This is a genomic window from Inconstantimicrobium porci (assembly GCF_009696465.1).
GTDB classification, from domain to species: Bacteria; Bacillota; Clostridia; order Clostridiales; family Clostridiaceae; genus Inconstantimicrobium; species Inconstantimicrobium porci.
Genome location: NZ_VULX01000016.1, coordinates 38,701 through 63,545, shown reverse-complemented (window position 1 = coordinate 63,545; position 24,845 = coordinate 38,701). Strand labels below are relative to the sequence as shown.

27 protein-coding genes are annotated in these 24,845 nt (G+C 32.9%); all 27 read right to left on the bottom strand.

The features are described 5' to 3' along the window. A partial coding sequence (locus FYJ33_RS16875; protein ID WP_154531756.1) for a flagellin N-terminal helical domain-containing protein occupies nucleotides 1–1,071 on the bottom strand: 1,071 nt, incomplete at its 3' end. Nucleotides 1,072–1,423: 352 nt separating this feature from the next. After that, on the bottom strand, nucleotides 1,424–1,753 hold the full coding sequence (locus FYJ33_RS10820) for a hypothetical protein (protein ID WP_154531755.1): 330 nt from the start codon (nucleotides 1,751–1,753) through the stop codon (nucleotides 1,424–1,426). 1 nt (nucleotide 1,754) lies between these two features. Then, nucleotides 1,755–3,536 carry a flagellar filament capping protein FliD gene (fliD, locus tag FYJ33_RS10815; RefSeq protein ID WP_154531754.1) on the bottom strand — a complete coding sequence of 594 codons (1,782 nt, stop codon included), beginning with the start codon at nucleotides 3,534–3,536 and terminating at the stop codon, nucleotides 1,755–1,757. Between the two features lie 13 nt (nucleotides 3,537–3,549). Further along, the gene (fliS, locus tag FYJ33_RS10810) at nucleotides 3,550–3,927 is read right to left on the bottom strand and encodes a flagellar export chaperone FliS (RefSeq protein WP_154531753.1); all 378 of its coding nucleotides are present in this window, start codon (nucleotides 3,925–3,927) and stop codon (nucleotides 3,550–3,552) included. A 10-nt stretch (nucleotides 3,928–3,937) separates the two neighbouring features. After that, nucleotides 3,938–4,240, bottom strand: a complete 303-nt coding sequence (locus tag FYJ33_RS10805; RefSeq protein WP_154531752.1) for a hypothetical protein — start codon at nucleotides 4,238–4,240, stop codon at nucleotides 3,938–3,940. Nucleotides 4,241–4,257: 17 nt separating this feature from the next. Then, nucleotides 4,258–4,605 carry a flagellar protein FlaG gene (locus FYJ33_RS10800; RefSeq protein WP_154531751.1) on the bottom strand — a complete coding sequence of 116 codons (348 nt, stop codon included), beginning with the start codon at nucleotides 4,603–4,605 and terminating at the stop codon, nucleotides 4,258–4,260. Between the two features lie 13 nt (nucleotides 4,606–4,618). After that, nucleotides 4,619–4,834: a carbon storage regulator CsrA gene (gene csrA, locus FYJ33_RS10795; RefSeq protein WP_154531750.1), complete on the bottom strand. Its 216-nt coding sequence runs from the start codon at nucleotides 4,832–4,834 to the stop codon at nucleotides 4,619–4,621. A 2-nt stretch (nucleotides 4,835–4,836) separates the two neighbouring features. Continuing rightward, a complete protein-coding gene (gene fliW, locus FYJ33_RS10790) occupies nucleotides 4,837–5,265 on the bottom strand; it encodes a flagellar assembly protein FliW (RefSeq protein WP_154531749.1) in 429 nt (142 codons plus the stop codon). 34 nt (nucleotides 5,266–5,299) lie between these two features. Then, nucleotides 5,300–6,295 (bottom strand): flagellar hook-associated protein FlgL, encoded by a 996-nt coding sequence (gene flgL, locus FYJ33_RS10785; RefSeq protein ID WP_154531758.1) that lies wholly within the window; start codon nucleotides 6,293–6,295, stop codon nucleotides 5,300–5,302. Between the two features lie 19 nt (nucleotides 6,296–6,314). Beyond that, the gene (flgK, locus tag FYJ33_RS10780; RefSeq protein ID WP_154531748.1) at nucleotides 6,315–8,132 is read right to left on the bottom strand and encodes a flagellar hook-associated protein FlgK; all 1,818 of its coding nucleotides are present in this window, start codon (nucleotides 8,130–8,132) and stop codon (nucleotides 6,315–6,317) included. Between the two features lie 16 nt (nucleotides 8,133–8,148). Further along, complete coding sequence (locus FYJ33_RS10775) at nucleotides 8,149–8,547, bottom strand: flagellar protein FlgN (protein WP_154531747.1); 399 nt, start codon at nucleotides 8,545–8,547, stop codon at nucleotides 8,149–8,151. A 4-nt stretch (nucleotides 8,548–8,551) separates the two neighbouring features. Further along, on the bottom strand, nucleotides 8,552–8,827 hold the full coding sequence (flgM, locus tag FYJ33_RS10770) for a flagellar biosynthesis anti-sigma factor FlgM (RefSeq protein ID WP_154531746.1): 276 nt from the start codon (nucleotides 8,825–8,827) through the stop codon (nucleotides 8,552–8,554). Nucleotides 8,828–9,035: 208 nt separating this feature from the next. Then, nucleotides 9,036–10,247 carry a flagellar motor switch phosphatase FliY gene (fliY, locus tag FYJ33_RS10765; RefSeq protein ID WP_154531745.1) on the bottom strand — a complete coding sequence of 404 codons (1,212 nt, stop codon included), beginning with the start codon at nucleotides 10,245–10,247 and terminating at the stop codon, nucleotides 9,036–9,038. After that, complete coding sequence (fliM, locus tag FYJ33_RS10760; protein WP_154531744.1) at nucleotides 10,240–11,235, bottom strand: flagellar motor switch protein FliM; 996 nt, start codon at nucleotides 11,233–11,235, stop codon at nucleotides 10,240–10,242. Before fliM ends, fliY begins: the two co-directional genes overlap by 8 nt. Nucleotides 11,236–11,255: 20 nt before the next feature. Next, entirely contained in the window at nucleotides 11,256–11,663 is a 408-nt protein-coding gene (locus tag FYJ33_RS10755; protein WP_154531743.1) for a chemotaxis protein CheW, read from the bottom strand. Between the two features lie 26 nt (nucleotides 11,664–11,689). Then, the gene (locus tag FYJ33_RS10750) at nucleotides 11,690–12,049 is read right to left on the bottom strand and encodes a response regulator (protein ID WP_154531742.1); all 360 of its coding nucleotides are present in this window, start codon (nucleotides 12,047–12,049) and stop codon (nucleotides 11,690–11,692) included. A gap of 15 nt (nucleotides 12,050–12,064) precedes the next feature. After that, complete coding sequence (locus FYJ33_RS10745) at nucleotides 12,065–12,667, bottom strand: chemotaxis protein CheC (protein ID WP_154531741.1); 603 nt, start codon at nucleotides 12,665–12,667, stop codon at nucleotides 12,065–12,067. A 21-nt stretch (nucleotides 12,668–12,688) separates the two neighbouring features. After that, the gene (locus tag FYJ33_RS10740) at nucleotides 12,689–14,731 is read right to left on the bottom strand and encodes a chemotaxis protein CheA (RefSeq protein WP_154531740.1); all 2,043 of its coding nucleotides are present in this window, start codon (nucleotides 14,729–14,731) and stop codon (nucleotides 12,689–12,691) included. Nucleotides 14,732–14,743: 12 nt separating this feature from the next. Beyond that, a complete protein-coding gene (locus FYJ33_RS10735; RefSeq protein ID WP_154531739.1) occupies nucleotides 14,744–15,511 on the bottom strand; it encodes a CheR family methyltransferase in 768 nt (255 codons plus the stop codon). Between the two features lie 10 nt (nucleotides 15,512–15,521). Beyond that, complete coding sequence (locus tag FYJ33_RS10730) at nucleotides 15,522–16,571, bottom strand: protein-glutamate methylesterase/protein-glutamine glutaminase (RefSeq protein ID WP_328598687.1); 1,050 nt, start codon at nucleotides 16,569–16,571, stop codon at nucleotides 15,522–15,524. A gap of 15 nt (nucleotides 16,572–16,586) precedes the next feature. Continuing rightward, the gene (locus FYJ33_RS10725) at nucleotides 16,587–17,075 is read right to left on the bottom strand and encodes a chemotaxis protein CheD (RefSeq protein WP_154531737.1); all 489 of its coding nucleotides are present in this window, start codon (nucleotides 17,073–17,075) and stop codon (nucleotides 16,587–16,589) included. A gap of 8 nt (nucleotides 17,076–17,083) precedes the next feature. After that, nucleotides 17,084–17,530: a chemotaxis protein CheW gene (locus FYJ33_RS10720; RefSeq protein WP_154531736.1), complete on the bottom strand. Its 447-nt coding sequence runs from the start codon at nucleotides 17,528–17,530 to the stop codon at nucleotides 17,084–17,086. A 16-nt stretch (nucleotides 17,531–17,546) separates the two neighbouring features. Next, the gene (locus FYJ33_RS10715; protein ID WP_206046671.1) at nucleotides 17,547–19,094 is read right to left on the bottom strand and encodes a DUF342 domain-containing protein; all 1,548 of its coding nucleotides are present in this window, start codon (nucleotides 19,092–19,094) and stop codon (nucleotides 17,547–17,549) included. 48 nt (nucleotides 19,095–19,142) lie between these two features. Further along, entirely contained in the window at nucleotides 19,143–19,784 is a 642-nt protein-coding gene (locus tag FYJ33_RS10710; RefSeq protein ID WP_154531734.1) for an HAD-IB family hydrolase, read from the bottom strand. Nucleotides 19,785–20,038: 254 nt separating this feature from the next. Continuing rightward, nucleotides 20,039–20,395 (bottom strand): DUF1292 domain-containing protein, encoded by a 357-nt coding sequence (locus FYJ33_RS10705; protein ID WP_154531733.1) that lies wholly within the window; start codon nucleotides 20,393–20,395, stop codon nucleotides 20,039–20,041. 295 nt (nucleotides 20,396–20,690) lie between these two features. Then, complete coding sequence (gene nifJ, locus FYJ33_RS10700; RefSeq protein ID WP_154531732.1) at nucleotides 20,691–24,206, bottom strand: pyruvate:ferredoxin (flavodoxin) oxidoreductase; 3,516 nt, start codon at nucleotides 24,204–24,206, stop codon at nucleotides 20,691–20,693. Nucleotides 24,207–24,303: 97 nt separating this feature from the next. Beyond that, complete coding sequence (locus tag FYJ33_RS10695; protein WP_206046670.1) at nucleotides 24,304–24,726, bottom strand: flavodoxin domain-containing protein; 423 nt, start codon at nucleotides 24,724–24,726, stop codon at nucleotides 24,304–24,306. Nucleotides 24,727–24,845: the final 119 nt, after the last annotated feature.

The window sequence follows — 24,845 nt, the reverse complement described above, 5'->3', positions numbered from 1 at the left end:
CTGAACAGCTCCTAGCTTAGCTCTTTCAGTAGATACTTTTTCAATTGCATTATTAACAGTTGTTATTGTACCTTCTGCAGCCTTTCTAGTTGAAACATTGCTTCCATGAATAGTGAATGTATCTCCACTAGTTAACTTATCTTTATTTAATCCTAAATCAGTAAGTTTTACTTCTTTTCCATCATTTGTCTTTATTTTTTCAGATGCTGTTACATTAGCACCATCTAATTCACCTATAAGTTCACCATCTTTAATTACATTCTTTCCTGAGAATTTATAAGTTCCAGTTGCTAATGTTGAATCAGTTTTTGTATTGTTCACTGTCATCTTTCCAGCTTTAACAGTTATAGAAGCACCATTATTTAATGAAACCTTTTCTAAACCTGTAGCATCAACAACAACTGCGTCTGCAAGATCTTTTATAGCTCCACCATCAACTTTAGCTACAGCATTTCCCTTTGAGTCAATTATTTTTTTATCTGTGTCTGATGAAACCTTTAAAGTATATTCTCCATCTGCCATCTTACCAGTAACATCTAAATCTTTAACTACTGTAATTCCACCAGTTAATCCTAAGCTGTTAGCGCTCATTGAACCAATAGATAATCCCATGTTCTGAGTTTCGTTTGCCCCTATTTGGAACTTACCATCAAAGCTACCATCTAATAATTTCTGAGTATTGAATTCAGTTGTTTTTGATATTCTGTTGATTTCTTCGTTTAACTGATCCATTTCAGCCTGGATAGCTTGTCTATCAGTTGCAACGTTTGTATCACTTGAAGACTGAACTGCTAAAGTTCTCATTCTTTGAAGAATTGAGTGAGTTTCATTTAAAGCACCTTCTGCAGTTTGGATTAGTGATATACCATCCTGTGAGTTTCTTGAAGCTTGATCAAGACCATTGATCTGAGCTCTCATCTTTTCAGATATAGCAAGACCTGCAGCATCGTCTCCAGCTCTGTTTATTCTAAGACCTGAAGAAAGTTTTTCCATAGCCTTTCCTGCCTGAGTATTGTTAGCTGTCATGTTTCTGTGCGCATTTAACGCATTCATATTGTGATTGATTATCATAAAATATTCCTCCTTGATTTTTAAATTCGGACTTCCTTGTCCTTTTTTATTTTACAATTCTTATATCGACTTCATTTTAAGAGACTTTATATCTTTTTTTAATTTTTTTCTTATTTTTTTAAAATTATTACTTTTTTGTAATTATAAATTCCTTGATCCATATTTATATGCTTTGCCAACTCATTTAAATTAAGAATTACATTAGATTTTTTTCTACACAGCTTCATTACTTCTAAAAAATAAAAAAAGCAGAAAACTCAAAAAATAAGTTTTCTGCTCTTTATTGATTGTTAATAGTATACTGAAAGAGTTCTCTTTACACTTCCAATTTTCAATCATCCATCTTCAATTTTTAAAGTAATCTTGAATAGACATTGGGAATCCTGTTAACACTTGTGTATCCATTCAATGCTTTCTGTCCCTTTTTAATATTTGCAATTTGTTTTTTTACATTCAGCATTTTGTCTTTAAGTAGTTTTCCAAGCCTAGCATCAAGATCCCCTAATCCTAATGATTCATACTCTTTTTTCGCTTCTAATTTATATTCATCCATCACAACAATCTTATTTACTATTTCACTTCTATCATCCATAAGTTTTATATATTCATCTGTATCATCTTCTAAAGACTTAATTATTTTTAAAGTTAAATCTTTATATTTTTCAAATAATTCTCTATACATTTTATGAACTAAATTGTGAAGTTAAATATGATAATTGTGAATTATATTTATTCATTGCACTTTCTAGTGTGGCATACTTAGCATATAAAGCCTGTTCTTTAGTAGTATAAGACTTCTGCATGTCTGAAATTTTTGTTTCAAAATTAGTAATCTCTAAAGTCATTGTGTTATTAGTAAATGTTGATGTATTTTCAAAACCAATTCTTTTAGCAAGAGATGAATTACTCTTAATCATTTCATTATTAATTGTATAGTAAAGCTGATTTAACACTCCAGTTTTGTCATCCCCAGCAAAGGTATTAATATTTGATCCTTTTATAAATAAATCCATAACACCTTCTGGATTTTTTTCGATAGCCTCTTTTAATACATTTTCATCAGCAATTGTAAATGTTCCATTTCTAGTACCTGCGTAATCTTTGACAGGTTTAATGCCTATGCTTTCAAGGCTTAATCCACTCTCACTCATTACAGTACTCATTGTTGTTTTTAGTGCATCAGCTATTCTAATAAGATCAGAATCTCTGTAAAGCTGGCCTTCTTCAACTTTCTCATTCCAAAGTTTTATCTCATTTTCAGACATTTCTTTTTTCTGCTCTGCTGTAAGCGGAGAATAATTTCTATTATGTTTTGTCATAGTAGCTTTATTTAAATCAGTTATAAGATTATTGTATTCATCGATAAACTTTACAATTTTATCTTTAAATTCAGTACCATCATTTGTACCTGTAACTTTAACTGGCGAATCAGTAACATTGTTAAACTTAAACTGAACATTATCAAGCGTTACATTATTGCTGCTTCCATTGTACTGATATGACTGTCCTTGTGAATTAACAATAGTAGCAATACAATTCTGTCCCTGAGTGCTTCTTTCTATCTTTGAACCAGATACATTGTACTCCAGGTCATTGCCATCTATATTTAATTTAATATTAGTAGGAGCATCCGCTGACACCTTAAATACTGCACTCTGCGCATCATATTGTACATTTACTCCAGAAACTCCCTGGTCCTGAAGCTCTTTATTTATTTTTTGTGCAATAACATCAGCAGTTATTACATCCCCACTTTCATTAGTTGCATCAATTTCAATGCTTTTACCAGCAATATTAATATTATATTTTCCATCTTTTATTGTTGCTTCAAAGTCACTTAACTTTATGCTTGTACCTGTAAATGCACCTTCTAATGATAATGAGAAAGACTGATCCTTTCCAGAATCTTTAGTACTTATTACAACTCCTTTAGAAAAGTCACTGTATGCAACTTCAAAATCCGTAATCTTTTTATCTGCTAACTCGTCTTTTATTGCCTTAACAACTTCAGTAGAAAAGGTTTGAGAATTCTTATCTATCCCTGAAATATCTACAGTAATAACTTTAGTACCTGTTTTTAGTGTTATCTTATCAGTCTTCTTAAGTTCATCATTACTTATAGTATCTGATGCTGCTCTTGCCATCTGGCTTACTTTTATATCATAGTTATCTACTTTTGCACCTGCAAGTCCTGTTACTGTAACTTCTTTTGAATCTCCAGCAGAGAATTTAACTGATGCATAATTTATAGAATTTAAAAGAGAATCCTTGCTTGATCTATCAAGGTATTTGTTAAAGAAATCATTAGCTTTCTTTACTAGTTCTCTCGCTTGTTTCTGCTTTATTTCAAGCACATCTTTCTTCTGAATCTGCTGATCAATCTTTGCCTGATAAGCCTTCATTGTTGTTTTTACAATCGAATCAACATCAAGTCCTGTGGCAAGGCCTGTAATTCTTGTTGCCATTTAAATCACTCCTTTATCCTAATCTTGATCTTTTATCTGCTTCATACCATGTATCTCTCACTTCTTCAATTAACGGTATGACTTCATCCATCACTTTAACATCTTTACTTATATTAGCCTGGTAAAGCTTCTCATTTATAAAAGTATATATATTAAACATATTTACAGCCCATTCACCTGCGCTCTGATCAATCGAAACTCTTAGTTCTGTAAATATATCTTCTGTCTTAATTATGTTTTCATGAGCCTTTTTAATATCTCTATCTACAATAGCTTGTCTAGCTATTTTGGCAAACTTTACTGCTCCATCAACAAGCATTAACAACAATTGATTCTTAGATGCATAAGTAACGCTGTTATTTTTATAAACATTATATCCTTGAGTATACATATATATCATCCTACTTTCTTGTATCTATGTAGAAACCTTTTTTTCTGCCGAGCTTATCTACCTGTGCTTCCAGTCGAGTTTTCACGTGTATTGTTTCTTTTTTCACCGCAGCAACTTTAATCTTTTTGTTTGCTTTATTAAGTTCCTCTGCAAAATCATGCTTATCATCTTGTCCGTTCTCTCTGCTTCTTTTTTCTTTATCAGCATTTACTTCAATCTTAACTCCATATTTGCTGTGGACTTTATCTTCACTTGTTTTTTCCTGAAGCTTTCTTCTTATGTTAGTGTCTATTTTATTAAGCTGAAACTCCATAATAAATGCCTCCAGCATTAAGCTTTTTTATCAAATATAACACCAGCTATTTCGCACATTTTGGCTACCATATCTATAATCTTCTTTGGAGGAACTTCCATTATTACTTCCTTAGTCTTTTTATCGATGATTTTTATCATAATATCATATCTAAATTTATTATGAGTACTTATTTCTGCATAAGCACCTTCGTCATAGATAAATTTATTAAGCTTATCAACACTTTTTTTAAGCTTTTCATCATAGTTTTTTTCTTCAGTTCTCTTAGTTAATTCATCATTTTTTTCATTTGCTGCAGCTGTATCCTGTGTTTTATAATAAGAATTCGCCGACTGTACATTATTTAAATTTCCCACTTCAACCATGATGTAAATCCCCCTATTTTTTAATATTTTTTAATACATCAAGATTTAAATTTACTGCATTTTTATTTTCATCTTCAACCTGTTTATAAATTTCTTTTCTTAATATAGTTATATCTTTAGGTGCAGATATTGCAAGCTTTACACTTCCATCATCTATCTTAGATACTGTAACTTCAATATCATCACCGATAAGGATACTTTCACCTTTTTTTCTTGTTATCACTAGCATAATTATTCACCTCTAAATATAGGCTGTTTTATCTTATAATTACTTTTTTCTAGAATTAGTTGTTCCCCATAATTGTTAGTAATATTAATAACAATTGGAGCCATAAAATTAGCAGTAATCTTTTTTATATCAGAATTAAGGTTAACTACATTATATAAGATAACATCTTCCGGTTTCTTGATGCTAAGTTCTTTTATTATCTCCTCGTTAAGTTTAACCTCATATTCTTTTATAACATCAAATGGTGATATGATTACAAGACCTATATCTGGATCATCTAGCGACTGAAACAATTTAAACAAATCATTATCTTCAATATCAACAATCACAAAATTATGTAGATCTGTAAAACCTGGTATGCCCTTTTTAAAAGTCAGAACATCTTTTTCACTATATTCAATTTCGCCATTGCATGTAGTATTAAATTTCATAGCAGCCTCCCTATAATTAAACGGATATAATCTATTATCTTATATAATCTAAAAGTGATGGTTGGATTACTTTTGCACTTGTCTGTAATGACGCCATATATACTGTCTGCATTACTGAATATTCCATTACCTTTTCAGTAATATCAATATCTTCTGTCTTAGATAAAACTTCTGTCATATTATAATTTTCAGTTTCATTCTTCTCCTGAGCAGATTCCATTCTGTTCTGCTTAGCTCCAACTTCTGATCTTATCTTAAGAAGGTTTGATATTGAATCAGTTATCCCCTGTAAATCTGTACTTGTAAGTTCTTTTTGTGCTTCAGGTGTATCTGTATCAAGATTTTTAACTATATTACTAAGCACAGCTCCTAGATTTACAGATTCTCCTCTTTCATTTGTAAAGTTGAATATATCAGTTGTTGTTACATTGTAATCCATTGTAACTCCCTGAGATATTTCAACACTCATTTTTGCAGAAAGCATATTTATCTGATCTGCAACATTAGCTTCAGTTGTTGATCCCTCAAAAAGTTCAGTACCATTCTTTCCTGACTGGAATATAACTGTATTGCCATTTTCATCAGTCTTTGTTCCTAATGGTTTTGATGTTACCTTAGTACCTCCAAAAAGATACTTTCCGTCAAAGTTAGTATTAAGTACCTGTGCGATTTCTTCTATTCTCTGATTAAGTTCATCCTTAATAGCTTGTCTTTCATCTGAGCCATATGCTGCATTACCTGCTGAAACTACAAGTTCTCTAACTCTCTGCAAATTATTTGTTAATTGGTTTAATGCTGTATCTGTAGCATCAAGCCAGTTAGATGTATCTTTAATATTATTGTTATACTGTTTATTAGCATTTATCTGTGAAGATAATTGCATACTTCTTGATACCTTAAATGGATCATCTGAAGGCTTGCTTATTTCCTTACCAGTTGAAAGCTGTGACTGTATTTTCTGAAGATTAGCTAAGTTTGTTCTCATATCTCCTAAGAAGTTATTAGCAAGCATTCTGTTTGTTACTCTCATACTCATTTTTTACCCCCCACTATCTCTTAAGTCCGTTAACAACGACATCTAAAAGTTCATCAACTGTTGAAATAACCTTAGCATTTGCTGTATATGAATGCTGATACTGAATAAGGTTGGCCATCTCTTCATCAAGACTGACACCAGATTCTGAATCTCTTCTCTGGTTTAATGCATCAAGAACATTTTTCTGGCTTGCTACCATATCCTGTGCCTTCTTTGACTGAACTCCTAATGTGTTTGTCATATTTTTAAAGTATGAATCTAAAGTCATACCGCTTATATTATTCTCTATAGTCATATAGCTGTTGCTGAATGTGCTTCCACCTCTTGTGAACAGCTCATTTCTGTTTGTGATGTTTATGCCTACATCCTGAACCAAAATTAAAGTATTTCTTAACTTGGCAATCGCAAGTGCTCTAGAACCATCACCTTCACCATCTACTGTATTCTGATCCGCTGTTAAGTAATTAAAATCTGTAGTCCTTGTTTTTATCTTCATAACATCGGCAATTATTTCTTTATTTACTGTAAGGTTTCCACCATTAATACCTGATTCGCTGTTTAGGATATCATAAATATTTGTCATATTCATATTCTTATCATATATAGCAACATCAGCATTAACAAAGAACGGCATCCCATCATAACCAGGTGTGCCTTTCTCATCGATAGGATTCTGCATACCACTATGAATTGAGTTTACTGCAAAAGCTAATGTCTTTGCAATCTTGTTAATTCCATCTATATAAGTGTCAATATCTGCCTGTATAGATGAGTTTCCTGCAACTTCTCCTGTTGTAGGTTTGAATATCATAAGTTCCGAAGCAGGAATAGTATCGCCATTTCTTATTGGGAATCCATCAGCCCTAGTTGCCGTTCCATCAAGGTCAGCCCATAATATTCTGTTTGTTTTTAAATCATTTAATTTATCAGGTGTAAGCCCTGTGACTGTAAGAGTCTGTTTGCTCTGCTCGTTATCAGTTTGTCCACATTTGTAGTATGTTATTTTATATGTGTTTCCAGATGGATCTGAAGGATCCTGTTCTATGCCTGACACATATGAAAATCTTGCCTGAGTTGAAGTAAGATCTGCCTGAATAAGTTCAGGAGTTACCATACCGTTTGTATCAACAGGTTTTACTGTAACACCATTATATAGACCTTTTTCTACAGTAATATTAAACTTACCGCTTAGTTCATCAAGCAGCATATCTCTTTTATCCATTAAATCGTTTGGGGTATTTCCTGACGCTGTAACACTGACTATCTGTCTGTTATAATCATCGAGTTCACTTAATATCGAGTTAATATTTTTAACACTGCTAAGCATTAAATCCTGAGCATTATTTCTTAGATTCTGCAGCTTATTATATGAACTATTAATTAAATCAGTTAATGCTAGTGCCTGCTGAGCAACTACTGTTCTAGCATTTGAACTTTGAGGCTGCTTAGAAAGTTCCTGCCAAGCATCAAAAAAAGTACCCAACTGAGTTGAAAGTCCTGAATCTGAAGGTTCATTAAATATCCCTTCAATTTCGCTCAAGAACTTTTCTCTTGTTGTATACTGCTCATATATACTATTTTCATTCCTTACCTGATAATCTAAGAATGTATCTCTTATTCTTTCTATGGCAGCTACCTGGACACCAGTTCCAATCTGTCCTGCAACGCCACCAGTTGTAGTCTGCGGAGCATTTGTTTTTAGCACAGCTCTCTGTCTTGAATATCCTTCAGTTGCTGCGTTAGATATATTATGAGATGTTGTATTGATAACCTGTTGCTGTGCTGACATACCACTTTTTGCAACATTAAATGTAGAAAATAATCCAGCCATATTATTACACCTCCATTTATCTTCTTACTTTTCCGTAAGAATTATATGTTTTCTGTTCTCTGCTTGGATTTATTATTGCTAGCATCTTATTTGTTAAAACAAGCTGCTGTTTAATAAGCAGTTCATTTGTTTCTTTCTGAAGTCTTATTTCTTCAATAACTTTATTAATTTCATCATATTCATTGCTCAAATCATAATCAGTTTTAATAACTTCTTTTAAAGATTTACCTGCAAGTTCTTTTCTCCTATTCACTTCACACTGAGCAACATTTTTATTGCTATCCTGTATTTTCGATACAATCCCCTCTAGCCCAAAAACATCATTTTTCATAATATACTGATACTGTTCTACCAGCATATCTTTTAAACCGCTAAGTGCTTCCCTTTCATCCTGCATTATCTTTAATAAACTCATTATCTTATCTCTGCTCCTTTATTGCTTTCACAATTCCTCCGGCAATAAGCTTTGCATCACATTTATAAGTTCCATTAGTGATCTGATTTCTTACTGCTTCAACCTTTTTTTCTCTATCTATCCCACATAAATCATCACTCATACTGCTAAGAACTCTTGCAGCATCTGAAATTTCTATTTTATCTGTATCAACTTTTTTAGTATGTTGTATCGAATTCACCCTATTCGAATTATATACTTTTGTAATATTGCTTGTACTTGCAATCTTATTTATGTTCATAATCAATCCTCCCACTTTAATTTTCCTACTTTATTATCGTGTTTATGTATCGTTTATTTATAGTCATATATGAATTTTTTGTAAGCAATATACTGCTACATTTACCAATTGAAAGTAGGATATCATGTTTTTTGTATAACAATAAAAAACCTGTAGACTTTATTTTGCTCAATAAGAGCAAACATTATACTCTACAGGAATTATAATATTATTTTAAGCTCTTTATTCTCTCTTCACCACTTATTACATTAGTAATTCTTACACCGAAGTTTTCATCAACAACTACAACTTCACCATTAGCAATCTTCTTACCATTTACTAATATTTCAACTGGTTCATCTGCAAGTTTATCAAGTTCAATTAAAGAACCATTACCTAAATCTAGTATTTCCTTAATACTCTTTTTAGTTCTTCCAAGCACTACTGAAATTTCTAAAGGTACATCTAATATCAAATCTATATTATTATGTACAGGCTTAACTCCCCCATTGGAAAGTGGTTCAAAATTAACTTTATTCACTTCAACAGGTGGCTGAGGTGCCATTTGTGGCTGAGATTGCATCTGAGGCTGCATCTGTGGACTTGCCTCAACATGAGGAGCTTCTTGGTAGGCTGCTGGCTGCTGTTCTATAGTTTTTGGTTGAGCAGGGGTAGCAGCTTGAACTGTGCTTTCCTGTACAGGTTCTTCAACTGTCCCTGTATCTTCACCCATCATAATAGCAATAACTTTCTTTGCTGTTTCCAAAGGAAGAATCTGCATTATATTTGAATCTATAAGAGTTCCAATTGTAAGCCTGAATGAAATTTTAACCACTTTTTCATCATCAGCTATATTATCTGATAATGGAACAGTATTTTCCTTCCATGTCCTTGATATTGGAGGTGAAATATTTACCTCTCTTGCAAACATTGTTGCCATAGAAGTTGCTGCTGAACCAATCATCTGATTCATAGCTTCCTGAACAGCACTTATTTCAATATCACTAAGCTGCTGTTCAGTATTAACTTCACCATTACCACCCATCATCAGATTTGCTATTACAATTGCATCTGTACTCTTCATAACAAGTATGTTCTGACCTACTATTCCAGATGTATACCCTACCTCTAAAACTATATTAGGCACTTCAAATTCTTTTCTTAATTCTCCTAAAGTAGTTATAGAAACAACTGGAGTTGTTATGTTTACTGGCTGATTTGTACATTGCGCCAGCGCTGTAGAAGCAGCCCCCATTGAAATATTACCTACTTCTCCAAGCAAATCTTTTTCAACTTCTGTTAAAAGACTGTTTTCATCACTATTTACAGCTTCTTCAGAAAAATTATCGACAGATTCTTCAGCAGCTGAACCATCATCAGATGATCCTCCACCATTCAATAGTGAATCAATTTCTTCTTGAGAAAGAAATCCATTACTCATCGCCTTCCACATCCTTCCTTATAGTATCTAATATTGACACACCAACTTTTTTACCAATGGTTCCTGGTTTTGCGCAGTAGCATAATTCATCTTCAATATATACCTTGATAGGCTCTGTTACCTTTTCATTAAGCATAAGCACATCTCCCTGTGTCAACTTTAAGAAGTCATCCACAAGAATACTTGTTTTTCCAAGTTCAGCTTCTACATTAACTGTAACCTCATCTATACCATGTCGTATATTTTCATGAGCTATATCATTATCACTACTGTCTTCAGCTCTAAACCAATTCTGCATAATAAGCTTGTCCAAGAACTTCTCTATGCTAAGGTATGGTATGCATAAATGCAGAAACGTATTATTGTCTCCTATTTCAGCGGAGAAAGTAATCAATGCTACTGCTTCGTTTGGCGCAAGTGTTTGATTTAGCGCCGGATTAGTATCTAATGTCTCTATCTCTGTATCAATGCTTAATACATCTTCCCATGCAAGTTTAAGATTTGCAATTATTCCAGACCCAATCTTATATATAATATTTTTATCGATATCTGTAAATTCCTTATTTACATGAACCTTATCACCACTTCCACCCAATAATATGTCTATGATTTTAAATGAAAATGTTGGATTCATTTCAAATAAAACTGAGCCATTTAATGGAATCATCTTGAATACCATCATTATTGTTGGATTAGGAACAGAATGTATAAACTCTTCATACGTAATCTGCTCAACAGTTTCAATTTTTACCTTTGTATTTCTTCTAATCTGTGCAGTAAGATAGTTTGAAATTATCCTTGCAAAGTTATCATGAATTACTTCAAGTGCTCGTATATGCTCTTTTGAAAACTTCTGAGGACTTCTAAAATCATATACCTTTACCTTCTGCTTTTCCTCCTCTTTAGGAAGTTCTTCAGGTTCTAACTCTCCAGCAGACAATGCAGACAAAAGAGCATCTATTTCACTTTGTGACAATACATCTGCCATACAATTACCTCATTTCCATATTAATTTTCCAGTAGTTTATCAATATCAATTAATGTGACTATTCTATCTGCAAAATTTAATATTCCCTTTATAAAAGGCTGATTTTTATCATCGCTCAACTTCTGAATTGTCTTTTCATCTGCGTTAATAACTTCATGCACTTCATCAACTGAAATTCCTACCTGTTCATCATTTACTTTAAGAATAATTATATTTTTAGCGTCATTTTCAGAATTATCATCATACATGCCTAAAAGCATTTTTATATCTAAAAGTGATAATATACTTCCTCTTAAATTAATTAAACCTTTTATATATGTTGGGGCTTTAGGCACTCTTATTACCTTCATAACATCTGTAATAGTCTGAATCTTTGAAGTTTCTACTGCAAACTGTTCGTTTCCTAAATTAAACACAATTACTTGCATGTTGTTTGCCCACCTTTCTTATAGTTCTATGCTAATGCCTTTTTCACAGCTTCTATTACTCTATCAGCTTGGAATGGCTTAACAATAAAATCTTTAGCACCTGCTCTTATAGCATCCATAACCATTCCTTGTTGTCCCATCGCGCTACACATTATAACTTTCGCATTTGGATCAAATGCTTTAATCTCTTTAACAGCACCAATTCCATCCATGTCTGGCATTGTGATATCCATTGTAACTATATCTGGTTTTTCCTTTTTGTAAAATTCTACGGCTTTTAATCCGTTATTAGCTTCTCCAATAACTTCAAATCCGTTCTTTTCTAATATATCCTTTATCATCATTCTCATAAATGCTGCATCATCAACAATTAATACTCTTGCCATTTAAATCTACCTCCATTAAATTACACCTATTGAATTTAGTATTTTTTCAAGTGAACCTGGCATTGGAATATAATAAAAATCGCCGCCTATTTTTTCACTTTGTTCTCCTAATAACATTGTTTTTATTTCCAGCACGCTGTCTGAAACCTGTGCAGTTTCTATAAACGTTGTTGTAAGAATTGCACTAAGCATATCATACGCTACAGCTGGCACTGAAGGCATAAGCCTTAGACTTGTAAGACTTGAAATTGCATTCATGTATGATGCTGAAATAATATTACCTATTTCGCATAATACCGAATTTGCCATTTCACCATCTAGTTCCTGTTGACTCCCCATTAAAATCTCAATTATATTTTCGGCTTCTTCCTGCCTAAATATAAACAATATATTTCCTGGAGCATCTCCAAGCACCCTAACTAAAATACCAGTAACTATCTCATCTTCAGGAATACCTCTATAAAAATCATTAAAATCAATAATATTTACAGAAGGTACACTCATATCAATTTTCTTATTTAGAAGCTGAGACAGTACAGTCGCACCATTTCCAGCTCCGATATTTGTTACCTCTTTTAATGCATCTAACTGCATACTATTTAAGTTATCATAATTCATAACTTCCCTCCAAGTTATACCTTATATAAGTGCTGCAACATCTAGTATTAAAGTAACAAGGCCATCACCAAGAATAGTAGCTCCTATATACTCTTTAAGTCCTTCTAATGTTTTTCCTAAAGGTTTTATTACTATTTCCTGCTGTCCTGAAAGACTATCAACTAATAATCCAACAGTTTTTTCTCCCACTTTTACTATTATAACAAAATTCTTTCCTTCGTGGGTAGTGTTAATTTCTAGCTTTTCGCTTAATCTAACTAGAGGAATTACTGCATCTCTGTAAATTATTACCTCCTTACCATTGGTTCTCTTAATGTTTTCTGCTTTATAGTCTATTACTCTATCAATAAATCCTAAAGAAATTGCTAGAGTTTCTTCACCAACCTTAACAAGTAATGCTTGTATAATCTGAAGAGTTAATGGAAGCTTTATAGTGAAAGTTGATCCTTTTCCTTCTTCACTAGTTAAGTCTACTGTTCCTCCTAGAGATGCTATCTTAGTCTTAACTACATCCATACCAACGCCTCTACCTGAAATATCAGTAACAACTTCATTAGTACTGAATCCTTGAGCAAAGATTAGGTTCTTGATGTCATAATCATTCATACCTTCAGTGTTGATTCCGTTTTTTTCAGCCTTAGCTTTAACTTTTTCAACATTAATTCCGGCACCATCATCTTTAACCTTGATTATAGCTTTAGTACCTTCTTGATAAGCCTGAAGTAAAACAGTACCTTTTTCATTTTTGCCAGCTGCTAATCTTTCTTCTTTACTTTCAATACCATGGTCTGCTGCGTTTCTTAATAAGTGAATCAGCGGTTCACCTATTTCATCAATTACAGTTCTATCAAGCTCTGTATCCTGTCCTTCTATAACGAAGTTTATTTCCTTATCAAGCTCAACAGATAAATCTCTCATCATTCTTGGGAATCTGTTGAATACTATATCTAAAGGAAGCATTCTTATTTTCATTACAAGATCTTGAAGATCTGATGTTATTCTTGCCACCTGTTCTAGAGTTTCGTTAAGTTCAGGAGATTTATATCCTATACTTATCTGTTCAAGTCTTGTTCTATGAATTACAAGTTCTGAAACCATGTTCATAAGCTTGTCTATTCTATCAAGGTCAACTCTTACAGACTGATGAACTTTTTTATGTTCTCCCTTTGATTGCTTTTTAGCAGTAGTACTCTTTGCTGGCTTTGCAGCTGGTTTAGCTGGAGCTTTTTCTGCTGGTTTTGCAGTTTCTGCCTTAACTATTTCCTTTGGCGCAACCTGTGCCTTAACAGAATTTATTTCAATCAGTTCTGTTACCACTTTATCAACTTCTGATATATTCATAACCAACTTTTTAAGTTCGTCGCATGATAAGTTTGTTAATGTAACTAATTCAATTGTAAATTCAAAGTTTTCATTTTCAATATCTTCTGCAGAAGGTAAAGATTTTATTATCTCACCATGTTCCTCTATATCCTGGAATATAAGAAACGCTCTTGCAGATTTAAGTAAAGTCTGCTCACTAAGTTCAATTCTGCACTTTATTGGATTGAACCCCTTTTCTATGCCCTGTGCTATAACGTCTTTATCATACTCGTTAAGCTGTAAAGATATTAATTCACCACTTTCAGCATGAGCTTCGTTTTCTGTAGAAGGAGTAGCACCTTCAGCATTTTCACCATTTTCTACACTATTTGTTATATTTTCTAGTGCAGTCATTATTGATGAAATGTCAACACTTTCATCAGTATCATCTGATATATTATCAACCATTTTTTCTAATGTATCGAGACAGTCAAATAAAGTTGTTACAACATCCTGGCTTACTTTAAGTTCACCTTCTCTAAATTCTGATAATACATCTTCCATTTTATGAGTCAGTTCAGCTATATCATTAAAGCCCATAGTTGCAGCCATACCCTTTATTGTATGTGCAACTCTAAATATTGAATTTATTTTATCTGTATCCTCTGGATTCTGCTCTAAATCTAATAATGACTCATTTAATGTTTGTAAATTTTCAGCTGATTCTTCCAAAAACATTGAAAGATATTGAGATGTATCCATATTATCCTCCTCCTAGTTCTTTCTATATATAAATGTGGATGATTTCTCCAAGTTGAATTCTTTGTAATTATATATGCTCTCAGTTGCTCCAACAAATAGATATCCATCCTTCTTTAAAGCATTATTAAACTTTCTGTAAATCTCATTTTTGACATCGGTATTAAAATAAATAACTACATTTCTGCAAATTATAAGATCAAAATCATTATCATATCTATCTAATATAAGATCATGTTTTTTGAAAGTCACCCTATTTTTAATCTCTCGATTAATATAATATTTTTCGTCCACTTTTTCAAAATATTTAATTAAATCTTCATTTGAGACATTTTTCATTTCATTTTTTGTATATTCACCTAGTTTTGCCTTACCTAAGATTGTATTATCTATATCAGTTGCTATAATAGTATGTTTAATGTTAGGATTAATCTTATGTAAAATCATTGCAACAGAATATGGCTCACATCCGATTGAACATGCAGCACTCCAAATCTTTAATGGTCTTTTTGCAGCCTGCATTTCATTTTTTAACTTATTTTCAAGATCCCTAAAAAGTTCTGGGTTTCTATAAAACTCAGTTACATTTATCGTAATAAAATCGAGAAACTTTTGTCTTTGTTCACTATTATTTTTTATAAGTTCAGTATATTCTTTCAAACTGTCTACTCCAACTCTGTTCATAAGACTTTCAATTCTTCTATGAAGCTGACTTGGTTTATATGCAGACAGATTGATTCCAATCTCTTTATATATCCACGATTCAAACTCTTTAAAATCCATACTTTCTCTCCTATCTGCCTCTAACTATTTCTACTATTCTTTCAGGAATCTTATCAAGCGCAACTACTTCATCAACTTTTCCTGTCTCATATGCTGCTTTTGGCATTCCATATATTACACAAGTAGATGCATCTTCAGCTATAGTACTTCCCCCAGCTTTTTTTATTTCAGTAGTTCCTAGGGCTCCATCTCTACCCATACCTGTTAATATAACCGAAAGTAGTTTTCCACCATAAATTTCTGCTGCTGAATAAAACAACTTATCAACAGCTGGTTTTACACCCCATATTGCATCTTCATCTGTAAGCCTTATTTCTTTGCTATTGCTTATCTTCATATGTCTGCCGCCTTTAGCAATATATATTATATTATTGCTTACTGCCATTCTATCTTCAGCTTCAACTACTCTCATTGCACATAAAGAATTTAATCTTTCAGCGAAGGCTTTTGTAAAACCTACCGGCATATGTTGAACAACAAAAACTGGAACACCTAAATCCTTAGGTAGTTTTGTAAGTACTTTCTGAAGCGCTCTTGGTCCACCTGTCGATGCGCCTATAAGAACTGCTTTAATATCATTTCTTTTACTTATAACCTTATTATATTTAGGCTCTTCAATACTATTTGCTTTTGTCATTCTTACAAAAAATTTATTATTGGCTTTTTCAACACTTCTTATTTTTCTTACTAATTCTTCCTTTATCTTTTCAATATCAAGAGATATAGAACCTGATGGCTTCATTATAAAATCAAATGCTCCAAGGTCAAGGCACTCTAGTGTAATTTTTGAATCTTCACCAGTTAGTGAACTTACCATTATTACTTTAGGATGATTCTTTTTCTCTTTTAATTTTTTAAGAGTAGTTATACCATCCATTACTGGCATTTCAACGTCTAATGTAATAACATCAGGAACATATGATTCAAGTTTATTCATTAATTCCTGCCCGTTTCTTGCTGTCGCCACAACTTCCATATCATTATTGCTATTTATCATATCTGATATTATTTTTCTCATAAGCGCTGAATCATCAACAACTATAACTTTTAATTTTTTCACCATTTCACACCACCTTTAAATTTCAATTAAGCCTTGACCCACTATTTTCAGAGTAACATTACCTGTTAATGAGTCTACAATCATGGTTCTTCCCTTATTACCACCTAAATGTTCTGCTAGTATTGGAATAGACATTTCCTTAAGTATCTTTTTTACCGCTTCGCCATTCCTTGTTCCAATATCACTAATCATACTTTTATCTGAAAATGCAAACATAGATGCACCACCTGCAATCTTAGCGGTCATGTTGCTTTTTCTGCATCCAGCTTTAATCATTTTGTCTACTAATATTGGGATTGCTAAATCAGGAAATTTTAAGGGATTATCTATTTTTTTAAATTGTGTACTGTCTGGCAGCATTATGTGCGCAAGCCCAGCAACTAAAGTTTTTTTATCATAGAGCATTATACCAATACATGAGCCTAATCCAATGGTCATTATCTTGTCAGGAGACTTAACGAGATTTAAGTCTCCAATGCCAACTTTAACTTCATTTTCAGCCATATTAACCCCTATCTTAATTTTTGCTTTTCATCATCACTAAAAATTTTAAGGATATCTAAAAGTATCACTATACTTTTATCTCTTTTTAAAAGCCCGCTGATATATGTTCTTGAATTTACTTTAGTTATAGCTGGAACATCATCAATTGATTCTTGAGATACATCTATAACTTCATATACTGCATCTACTATTATTCCTATCTTAAAATCCTCTTCTTTTATTACAACGATCTTAGTCTGTGAACCCACTTGTTTCCCAGGCATATTAAACTTTGTACATAAATTAATTACTGGAAGTACACCAGTTTCATAATCAATTACTCCTTCAACAAATTTATCTGAATCTGGAAGGCCTGTAGGTTTGGCATAACCAAGAATTCTTTCTACTCTAGCTATATCTATCGCATATTTCTCTGTACCAAGTTCAAAAACAAGAATTTTCCTTTCACTATTCATAATATTATTCCTCCTCCTATAAAACAAACTTATCCACTTGAATAAGATTACCTTCTCCTATGTAAGCATGTACATTTTTAGAGTCATTCTGGAGAATATAGTTTTTGCCATTAATTCTAAACATAGTATTTGCATACGCTATATCTGCATAAATATGTCCATCTCCGGTAACTTCTAGTACAGTTCTTACTCTCCCAACACTGCCAGCAATTTTACTCTTAATCACATTTCCTGCTTTAATGCATCCTCCTCTTAATACGCTTTTATCCATCATACAATATATAGCATTACCAGCTTGTACATCTGATGTATAAATCCCCTTACCATTAATCACTATATCACCAGAGCATTTGATAGTTGAATTCTGAGCATATTGAACATACATATTAGCATCAAGATTAATATCTTTAGACAGCATCTTAACTGCATTTTTTAATTCTTCTATTAATGGATCTAATTCAGATACTTTTTTAATTCTAACTGGAGCAAGTCCAATTATTTTTTCTTTTAACATGTCAACAATTATGCTGAATTTTCCTCCTTTTTGCAGGTTTTCTTTAATGAGATACATACATATTTTATTCAATCTGCTGTATTTTTTCTCAATCAATGTCTTTATTATCTGTCCATCTGTACAGTTTGCGCTATTAAAGTATCCAGACTGTAACTGCTGTACTGAACTTTTGAGTTCCTCTAATATATCACACAAAGTATTAAATACATCTATTTCATTTTTTTTGGCAATGTCTTCACCACCCACAGTTATTGTACTGCTTATTATGTTACCACTTACCTTTAAATCACCTTTTGTATGAACTTCTGCATTTTCAATGTTTCCTGAAACTTCAGCACCATTACCAGCATTTAGTTCCATACTCTCGTCTATGTTTCCTCTTACAATGACATCGCCAACGAAATCAATATTCCCTGTACTTAAATTTATATCGCCGTTAATCTCGTATACTTTAATAACTGAAAAAATATTATTTTTCCATGATGGCATTCCTTGTATTGTAGCAACTATTTTATTTTCCTGTATCCCTACACCTTCAGCTATTGAGTACTTTGCTGTTTTATGAGGTGCACATTTAATTTTTTTATTTTTTATGTTAATGCCGTCTTCCCCATCTTTTCCTGAAATAATTTCTGCAATTACATAACCTGGCTGGACAACACATATAGATTTAACATCCCTATAATCTATCTTAAATTCGTTTTCATCTTTCTTTTTAATTATTTCCTGTTCGAATTCTATTTTAATTACATCATCAACAGAAGGCACAACTTCTTTTCCCCTTGCTATAACGAACTTGTTTTCTCCCTCATCTTCGCACAGCTTCTTTACTGCTTCATTATCAACGCCGTAAAAAATATCCTTTTCTTTTATGATTTTCATTATTTCATCAACATTAAATTTAGGCGGATATTCATCAGTTTTCATATCTTTAATATAAGATACTCTTGCATATGCTTTCATACAGTCATCTGAAATTGTAATAGAAAGTATCCTTTTAGCTGTATTTTCAGTCTTTCCTTCTATTGTCTTAGCATTATTGTCATTCATAATATAACCCCCCATATACTACATATTACAACAAAATTATACCATAACTTATTTCCATTTTAAAACATTCATACCACTGTTCTTCTTTTTATAGTTTATCAAATATGGGTTACCCACAAGATCTAGTAATGGCTTATCAGACAACGAATCAGAGAACATATATGAATCCTTGAAATCCACCTCTATTCCCTCCTTCTTTAATACTTCACGTAACCTTTTTACCTTTTCTTCACCCTTGCAGTTTGCACCATCCATCTTTCTTGCAAACTTTCCGCTTTCAAACGAAAATCTTGTGCCGATTATTTTATCTACTTCCTCAATTGCATACATTTCATTTAAATAGAATTCAGGCGATGCAGAAATTAGATATATCTTATATCCTTTACTTTTAAGTTCTTTCATCTTATCTAGGGCATCTTTATAAAAAATCTTGCTCAGTCTCTCTTTATAATATTTTTTAGCAAGAAGCGCTAAGTCTTTCTCTTCAATCCCATGTATAAACTTCAAATAAGTTTCCTTTGTTTTTCTTTCATCATATATTCCAAGAACAAACATCAAACCACAGAATGTAATTCTAGGCAAAAATCTTAAGTTTCTTTTATCTTCCTTTACACAAAATTTAAAAAACTCCATCAGTGTTTCTCTTCTTGTTATAGTATAATCCACATCGAATATAGCTAATTTTTCCATAGTACTTCTCCTTGCTGTTAATTTATATCTTTTTATAAATTTTAACGCATTTCTCTACATAATAAAAGAATTTTAAGACCTTTTTGACTACTCCCGTCACAAATTCCAAGTCGTTTTTTTATAGGTCTTAAAATTCTTAATTCTTTATTTTGATTTAACTACACATTTAATCTTATTTCTATGCAATTTCCTAGCCATAACAAAACAATAGCAGGTAGGTGTTTTAAACCTTACCTGCTATGCACATTTTTTTATTATAGATTAGCTAATTCTTCCTGATAGTATTTAGTTACTTCCTCGAATTCAGCTTCGTCTGGAACTGAAAGCTCCCCTTCTTCTCCATGAGATTCAAATAAGTATACTGACGAATCCTGTGGATTCTGAACTAAAACATACTCTTTATCATTATATTCAAAAGCATCTACTACGTCGCAGCTTATTACATTGCCGTTTTCATCTTCTAAATCAACTACGAAAGATTCGTGTTCTTCTTCACCGCATCCACATCCACATTCATGGTTATGATCATGATTGTGATCGTGTCCGCCGCAGCCACATCCTTTACTTTCTTCATCATGACAATTACAATTATTTAATTCTTTTTCTGACATTAAATCGTACCTCCTTAATTTTTTATTCGGTATGGTTTAATTTTATCCTTTATTATTATTTTGTCAACGATTTAATTTACTAATTTAAAAAGAGTAGAGATAAGAGAAAAGGATAGGTTTCACCTCCAAATCTTTGATCTGGCATGTTCGCTTATGCCTTGGCTGGAAACTCCCTGAGGAGTTTCATCCGATTCTCTAATCTCTTATTTCTTAGCTCTAAACTAATAAAAAAATCCCTGATAGAGATTGCTCTCTACCAAGGACTTTTTCCTAAATTCAATCTATTTTTAGTGGATTACTTTCCAGCTAACTTTCTGTAATTTGCTAATCTTTCCATAGCATCTGCATGAGTCTTTTTAAATAATGCTTCTGCTTTTTCTGGGAATGCTTTAGCTAATGAAGCATATCTAACTTCACCAAGTAAGAACTCTTTGAAATCTCCTTTTGGTTCTGGATTAGAATCTAATGAGAATGGATTCTTTCCTTCATCCTTTAATGTTGGGTTAAATCTATATAAGTTCCAATATCCACATTCAACTGCTTTCTTAGCTTCAACTGGTGATTTACCCATACCAATCTTAATTCCGTGGTTAATACATGGAGCATATCCTATGATTAATGATGGACCATGGTAAGCTTCTGCTTCTGCAATAGCCTTTATAGCCTGGTTCTTATCTGCTCCAATATCAATCTGAGCAACATAAACATATCCATAGCTCATTGCCATCATTCCAAGGTCTTTCTTCTTAGTCTTCTTACCACTTGCAGCAAATTTTGCAATTGCAGCTGTTGGTGTAGACTTAGAAGACTGTCCACCTGTATTTGAATAAACTTCTGTATCAAATACCATAATATTTACATCTTCTCCACTAGCTAATACATGGTCAACTCCACCGTATCCGATATCGTAAGCCCATCCATCTCCTCCGAAGATCCAATTAGATCTCTTAATGAAGTATTCTTTATCTTCAAGTATAGCTTTTGCTTCTGGAGTATCAAGTGCTTCTAGTGCTTTTTCAAGTCTTTCAGCTCTTTCTCTAGTTCCTTCTCCTTCATTCATATTAGCTAACCAGTCTTCAACAGCAGCTTTAGCTTCACCGTCAACTCCTGCTTCTAATAGAATGTTCATGTTTTCTGCTATTCTTTCTCTTATAGCTTTAACTCCTAGATACATACCTAATCCAAACTCAGCATTATCTTCAAATAATGAGTTTGCCCAAGCAGGACCTTGTCCTTTATGGTTAACTGTATATGGAGTTGAAGGAGCAGAACCTCCCCAAATTGATGAACATCCAGTTGCATTAGCAACCATCATTCTATCACCAAATAACTGAGTTATAGTCTTAGCATATGGAGTTTCTCCACAACCTGCACAAGCACCTGAGAACTCAAGTAATGGTTTTTCAAATTGAGAACCCTTAACAGTCTTCTTATTCATTGGATTAGCCTTTGGAGCTACGTCATACATTAAATAATCCCAAGCCTCAATTTGATCATGCTGGCTTTCCTGTGGCTTCATAACAAGAGCTTTTCCTGGAGCTGGACAAATTTCAGCACAGTTTCCGCATCCTGTACAATCAAGAGGAGTAACAGCCATAACATATTTTAATGGTGTTTCTGTCTTTAATGCTCTTGCGTCTACTGCAGTAACAGAAGCTGGAGCTTTCTTAGCTTCTTCTTCAGTTAATAGAACTGGTCTAATAGCTGCATGAGGACAAGCAAATGAACATTGGTTACATTGGATACATTTTTCTGAATCCCATTCTGGAACATTAACAGCAATTCCTCTCTTTTCGAAAGCAGCTGTTCCTGGTTCAAATGTACCATCTTCCATTCCAACGAATGCTGAAACAGGAAGCTTGTCTCCTTCTTGTCTATTCATTGGTATTACTATATCTTTAACAAAGTCTGATGCATGCTTAATTGGAGCTTCTGGAGCATCTTCTGCAGTCTTCCAAGATTCAGGAACATCAATCTTAACTATTGATTCAACTCCCTTATCTATAGCAGCGTTGTTCATGTCAACAACCTTCTGTCCCTTTCTTCCATAAGAAGTAACAACTGCATCCTTTAAATACTTAATTGCATCATCAAGTGGAATTATGTTAGCAATCTTGAAGAATGCTGACTGCATAATCATATTGATTCTTCCACCAAGTCCGATTTCCTGAGCTATCTTAACAGCATTTAATGTGTAGAACTTAATGTTGTTGTTAGCTATAAATCTCTTATATGATGCTGGTAATTTTTCATCTAATTCTTCTGGAGTCCAAATTGTATTTAATAAGAAACTGCAGTTTGGCTTTAATCCATCAAGTACATTATACTTGTAAACATATGCCTGATTGTGGCATGCAACAAAGTCAGCCTTATTGATTAGATATGGTGACTTAATTGGTTTCTTACCAAATCTTAAATGAGATACTGTAATTCCACCTGATTTCTTAGAATCATAGAAGAAGTATCCCTGAGCATACATGTCTGTATGGTCTCCTATAATCTTTATAGCACTCTTGTTAGCACCAACAGTACCATCTGATCCTAATCCCCAGAACTTACATGCTGTAGTTCCTTCTGGAGTAGCATCTATATCTTCATGAACTTCAAGTGATGTATTTGTAACATCATCTGTAATTCCTATTGTAAATCCATTCTTTGGTTCATCCTGAGCTAAGTTTTCGTAAACTGCTGCGATATGAGCTGGAACTGGATCTTTAGAGCCTAATCCAAATCTTCCTCCAACTATTACTGGAGCATTTTCTCTTCCATAGAATGCATTTCTAACATCTAAGTATAAAGGTTCTCCATCGCTTCCAGCTTCCTTAGTCTTATCAAGAACTGCGATTTTCTTAACAGTCTTTGGAACTGCTGCTAATAATCTTTCAACTGAGAATGGTCTATATAATCTCACCTTAACTACTCCGACTTTTTGTCCATGTGCATTTAAGTAATCTACAGTTTCTTCGCAAACATCTGTTACAGAGCCCATAGCTATTATTACTCTGTCTGCATCTTCTGCACCATAGTAATCGAAGCAGTGATATTCTCTTCCTGTTAAATCTTTAATCTTAGCCATGTATTCTTCAACAATTTCTGGAACTGCCTGATAGAACTTATTAACTGATTCTCTTTCCTGGAAATAAATATCAGCATTCTGAGCTGTTCCTCTTGTTACTGGATGATTTGGATTTAATGCTCTGTTTCTGAATGCATTAAGAGCATCCCAGTCAACTAAGCTCTTTAATTCATCATAATCTAAGACTTCGATTTTTTGTATTTCATGAGAAGTTCTAAATCCATCAAAAAAGTTTACAAATGGAACTCTTGATTTGATAGCTGATAAATGAGCTACTCCTGATAAATCCATAACTTCTTGAACTGATCCTTCTGCAAGCATTGCAAATCCAGTCTGTCTTGTTGCCATAACATCCTGGTGATCACCAAATATATTAAGTGAAGATGTTGCTAATGCTCTAGCTGATACATGGAATACTCCTGGTAATAATTCTCCAGCTATCTTATACATGTTTGGTATCATAAGTAATAAACCTTGTGATGCTGTATAAGTAGTTGTTAATGCTCCAGCCTGTAAAGAACCATGTACTGCACCAGCAGCACCTGCTTCTGATTGCATCTCCATTATCTTTACTGTTTGTCCAAATATGTTTTTTCTTCCTTGTGCAGCCCATTCATCAACATGTTCTGCCATAGGAGAAGATGGTGTTATAGGGTAGATTGCAGTAACATCTGTAAATGCATATGATACATGAGCTGCTGCAGTATTTCCATCCATAGTTTTCATTTTTCTCATTTCTAAACCCCTCTTTCAATTAATTTTAGGTTTGGTTATCCAAACCTGTTATTTAAGTATTTCTAAATCGTTTAAATTTAGAAATAAAAAATACAATTTAACAGTTTTCCCCTATAATATTTCTACACATTCTAATTTCTTCTTCTGATCCAGAATCTTTTATAGCAATTTTTCCAACTACATTAAAGCCATAGTCTGTTAATCTTTTTTCCCATACATCTAGAAAATCATCTTCACTAAATGCGCATGTTCCATAAAGAATAACCTGCTTGTCCTTATTTTTTAAGTTTTTCAGATTGTCTACAAAAGGCTCCATATCATATTGTTCAATCATACCATCATTCATTGAAGGACTTCCAAGTACTATTACCTCTGCATCGGAAACATCGACCATTTCAGCATCCTGCACATTTTTCATTAAAACGCTTTCACCCAAGCTTTCAGCTGTTTTTTTCATTTCCTTTGCTAAAGTTTCTACTGCTCCACCACAACTCCAATAAATAATGCATATTTTTTTCATATGGCACCTCATTTCTTGTTAAATAATTAACAAATTGTGTTCACAGGAACGTTCTTTTGTTCCTGTATCCACAATTTTATTATACACTCAGTTTTTTATTTTTCAAGACTTAATTTATA

Coding starts and splice junctions, on each gene's coding strand:
- fliY (WP_154531745.1), bottom strand. CDS start 10,247: ATGAGTAATGGATTTCTTTCTCAAGAAGAAATTGATTCACTATTGAAT.
- FYJ33_RS10800 (WP_154531751.1), bottom strand. CDS start 4,605: ATGGTTGAAGTGGGAAATTTAAATAATGTACAGTCGGCGAATTCTTAT.
- FYJ33_RS10715 (WP_206046671.1), bottom strand. CDS start 19,094: ATGAATGACAATAATGCTAAGACAATAGAAGGAAAGACTGAAAATACA.
- FYJ33_RS10725 (WP_154531737.1), bottom strand. CDS start 17,075: ATGGCTGAAAATGAAGTTAAAGTTGGCATTGGAGACTTAAATCTCGTT.
- flgK (WP_154531748.1), bottom strand. CDS start 8,132: ATGGCTGGATTATTTTCTACATTTAATGTTGCAAAAAGTGGTATGTCA.
- FYJ33_RS10710 (WP_154531734.1), bottom strand. CDS start 19,784: ATGGAAAAATTAGCTATATTCGATGTGGATTATACTATAACAAGAAGA.
- FYJ33_RS10755 (WP_154531743.1), bottom strand. CDS start 11,663: ATGCAAGTAATTGTGTTTAATTTAGGAAACGAACAGTTTGCAGTAGAA.
- FYJ33_RS10750 (WP_154531742.1), bottom strand. CDS start 12,049: ATGGCAAGAGTATTAATTGTTGATGATGCAGCATTTATGAGAATGATG.
- FYJ33_RS10805 (WP_154531752.1), bottom strand. CDS start 4,240: ATGGAGTTTCAGCTTAATAAAATAGACACTAACATAAGAAGAAAGCTT.
- fliM (WP_154531744.1), bottom strand. CDS start 11,235: ATGGCAGATGTATTGTCACAAAGTGAAATAGATGCTCTTTTGTCTGCA.
- flgL (WP_154531758.1), bottom strand. CDS start 6,295: ATGAGAGTAACAAACAGAATGCTTGCTAATAACTTCTTAGGAGATATG.
- fliS (WP_154531753.1), bottom strand. CDS start 3,927: ATGTATACTCAAGGATATAATGTTTATAAAAATAACAGCGTTACTTAT.
- nifJ (WP_154531732.1), bottom strand. CDS start 24,206: ATGAGAAAAATGAAAACTATGGATGGAAATACTGCAGCAGCTCATGTA.
- FYJ33_RS10820 (WP_154531755.1), bottom strand. CDS start 1,753: ATGTATAGAGAATTATTTGAAAAATATAAAGATTTAACTTTAAAAATA.
- FYJ33_RS10720 (WP_154531736.1), bottom strand. CDS start 17,530: ATGAATAGTGAAAGGAAAATTCTTGTTTTTGAACTTGGTACAGAGAAA.
- fliD (WP_154531754.1), bottom strand. CDS start 3,536: ATGGCAACAAGAATTACAGGCCTTGCCACAGGACTTGATGTTGATTCG.
- FYJ33_RS10695 (WP_206046670.1), bottom strand. CDS start 24,726: ATGAAAAAAATATGCATTATTTATTGGAGTTGTGGTGGAGCAGTAGAA.
- fliW (WP_154531749.1), bottom strand. CDS start 5,265: ATGAAATTTAATACTACATGCAATGGCGAAATTGAATATAGTGAAAAA.
- csrA (WP_154531750.1), bottom strand. CDS start 4,834: ATGCTAGTGATAACAAGAAAAAAAGGTGAAAGTATCCTTATCGGTGAT.
- FYJ33_RS10705 (WP_154531733.1), bottom strand. CDS start 20,395: ATGTCAGAAAAAGAATTAAATAATTGTAATTGTCATGATGAAGAAAGT.
- FYJ33_RS10775 (WP_154531747.1), bottom strand. CDS start 8,547: ATGAGTTTATTAAAGATAATGCAGGATGAAAGGGAAGCACTTAGCGGT.
- flgM (WP_154531746.1), bottom strand. CDS start 8,827: ATGAACATAAATAAGATTGCAAGTACAAGCAATATTACAAAAGTATAT.
- FYJ33_RS10740 (WP_154531740.1), bottom strand. CDS start 14,731: ATGGATACATCTCAATATCTTTCAATGTTTTTGGAAGAATCAGCTGAA.
- FYJ33_RS10735 (WP_154531739.1), bottom strand. CDS start 15,511: ATGGATTTTAAAGAGTTTGAATCGTGGATATATAAAGAGATTGGAATC.
- FYJ33_RS10745 (WP_154531741.1), bottom strand. CDS start 12,667: ATGAATTATGATAACTTAAATAGTATGCAGTTAGATGCATTAAAAGAG.